The organism is Paracoccus sp. 228 (genome assembly GCF_000967825.1).
Classification (GTDB): Bacteria; Pseudomonadota; Alphaproteobacteria; order Rhodobacterales; family Rhodobacteraceae; genus Paracoccus; species Paracoccus marcusii.
In genome coordinates, this window is the sequence record NZ_JYGY01000005.1 from 376,985 (window position 1) to 379,378 (window position 2,394).

At 55.2% G+C, this 2,394-nt stretch carries 1 tRNA gene and 2 rRNA genes (1 of these 3 running past the window's edge); all 3 read left to right on the top strand.

Annotation, left to right across the window (positions count from 1 at the left end):
- A 23S ribosomal RNA gene (locus SY26_RS16750) occupies positions 1-2,045 on the top strand (it extends 788 nt beyond the left edge of the window).
- A gap of 96 nt (positions 2,046-2,141) precedes the next feature.
- A 5S ribosomal RNA gene (gene rrf, locus SY26_RS16755) occupies positions 2,142-2,256 on the top strand.
- 61 nt (positions 2,257-2,317) lie between these two features.
- Positions 2,318-2,394: transfer RNA gene (locus SY26_RS16760), tRNA-Met, on the top strand.

Sequence of the window (2,394 nt, forward strand, 5' to 3'; positions counted from 1 at the left end):
TTGTGCCTAGGGGTGAAAGGCCAATCAAACTCGGAGATAGCTGGTTCTCCGCGAAAGCTATTTAGGTAGCGCCTCGGACGTATTCCCTGGGGGGTAGAGCACTGCATGGATGATGGGGGCCCACAGCCTTACTGAGTCTAAGCAAACTCCGAATACCCAGGAGAACTATCCGGGAGACACACGGCGGGTGCTAACGTCCGTCGTGGAGAGGGAAACAACCCTGACCAACAGCTAAGGCCCCCAATTCGTGGCTAAGTGGGAAAGCATGTGAGACTTCCAAAACAACCAGGAGGTTGGCTTAGAAGCAGCCATCCTTTAAAGATAGCGTAACAGCTCACTGGTCTAATCAAGAGGTCTTGCGGCGAAGATGTAACGGGGCTCAAGCCACGAGCCGAAGCTTTGGATGCACTTTAGAGTGCGTGGTAGCGGAGCGTTCTGTGATATAGAACGCTGCCTCTTTTGCCCAGCAATGGGTAACGGAGGCAATGTTCTGACTGTGAAGCCGGGCCGTGAGGCAACCGGTGGAGTGATCAGAAGTGAGAATGTTGACATGAGTAGCGACAAACAGGGTGAGAGACCCTGTCGCCGAAAGTCCAAGGGTTCCTGCTTAAAGCTAATCTGAGCAGGGTAAGCCGGCCCCTAAGGCGAGGCCGAAAGGCGTAGTCGATGGGAACCAGGTTAATATTCCTGGGCCAGGAGATGGTGACGGATCACAGAGCTCGTTCTTCCTTATCGGATTGGAAGGGCTGGTGAGTGGTCCCTGGAAATAGCCCTCCACAAGACCGTACCCTAAACCGACACAGGTGGACTGGTAGAGAATACCAAGGCGCTTGAGAGAACCACATTTAAGGAACTCGGCAAAATACCTCCGTAAGTTCGCGAGAAGGAGGCCCGGTTTTTGCGCAAGCAGAGGCCGGGGGCACAAACCAGGGGGTGGCGACTGTTTACTAAAAACACAGGGCTCTGCGAAGTCGTAAGACGACGTATAGGGTCTGACGCCTGCCCGGTGCCGGAAGGTTAAAAGGAGAGGTGCAAGCCTTGAATTGAAGCCCCGGTAAACGGCGGCCGTAACTATAACGGTCCTAAGGTAGCGAAATTCCTTGTCGGGTAAGTTCCGACCTGCACGAATGGCGTAACGACTTCCCCGCTGTCTCAAATGTGGACTCAGCGAAATTGAATTGTCTGTGAAGATGCAGACTTCCCGCGGTTAGACGGAAAGACCCCATGCACCTTTACTACAACTTCGCACTGGCATCAGGATTGCGATGTGCAGGATAGGCGGTAGGCTTTGAAGCGGGGACGCCAGTTCCCGTGGAGCCATCCTTGAGATACCGCCCTTCGCACTCTTGATGTCTAACCGCGGCCCGTTATCCGGGTCCGGGACCCTGCGTGGTGGGTAGTTTGACTGGGGCGGTCGCCTCCCAAACAGTAACGGAGGCGCGCGAAGGTTGGCTCAGACCGGTCGGAAATCGGTCGTTGAGTGCAATGGCAGAAGCCAGCCTGACTGCAAGACTGACAAGTCGAGCAGAGACGAAAGTCGGCCATAGTGATCCGGTGGTCCCGAGTGGAAGGGCCATCGCTCAACGGATAAAAGGTACGCTGGGGATAACAGGCTGATGATGCCCAAGAGTCCATATCGACGGCATCGTTTGGCACCTCGATGTCGGCTCATCTCATCCTGGGGCTGGAGCAGGTCCCAAGGGTACGGCTGTTCGCCGTTTAAAGAGGTACGTGAGCTGGGTTTAGAACGTCGTGAGACAGTTCGGTCCCTATCTGCCGTGGGTGTTGGAGACTTGAGAGGAGCTGCCCCTAGTACGAGAGGACCGGGGTGGACGTTCCACTGGTGGACCAGTTGTCGTGCCAACGGCAGTGCTGGGTAGCTATGAACGGACAGGATAAACGCTGAAGGCATCTAAGCGTGAAGCCCCCCTCAAAACAAGGTCTCCCTTGAGAGCCGTGGAAGACCACCACGTCGATAGGCCGGAGATGTAAGTGCAGCAATGCATTCAGTTGACCGGTACTAATGGCTCGATAGGCTTGATTTGATCCGGAAGAAGCAGGATTACCCTCCTTCCTCCAAAGCATCCTTGGACAATATCAGACCCCTCAAAAGGGTCCGACGCTGAGCGTTTCTTTCCTGGTCTGGTGGCCCTAGCGCGAGCAAAACACCCGATCCCATCCCGAACTCGGCCGTTAAGTGCCGCTGCGCCGATGGTACTGCGTCTTAAGACGTGGGAGAGTAGGTCACCGCCAGACCTGGTAAGAAACGCAATATCTCTCTGATACGATAATACAAACCCGATCAGGACAACCTTGGCGCGGGGTAGAGCAGCCCGGTAGCTCGTCAGGCTCATAACCTGAAGGTCACAGGTTCAAATCCTGTCCCCGCAACCA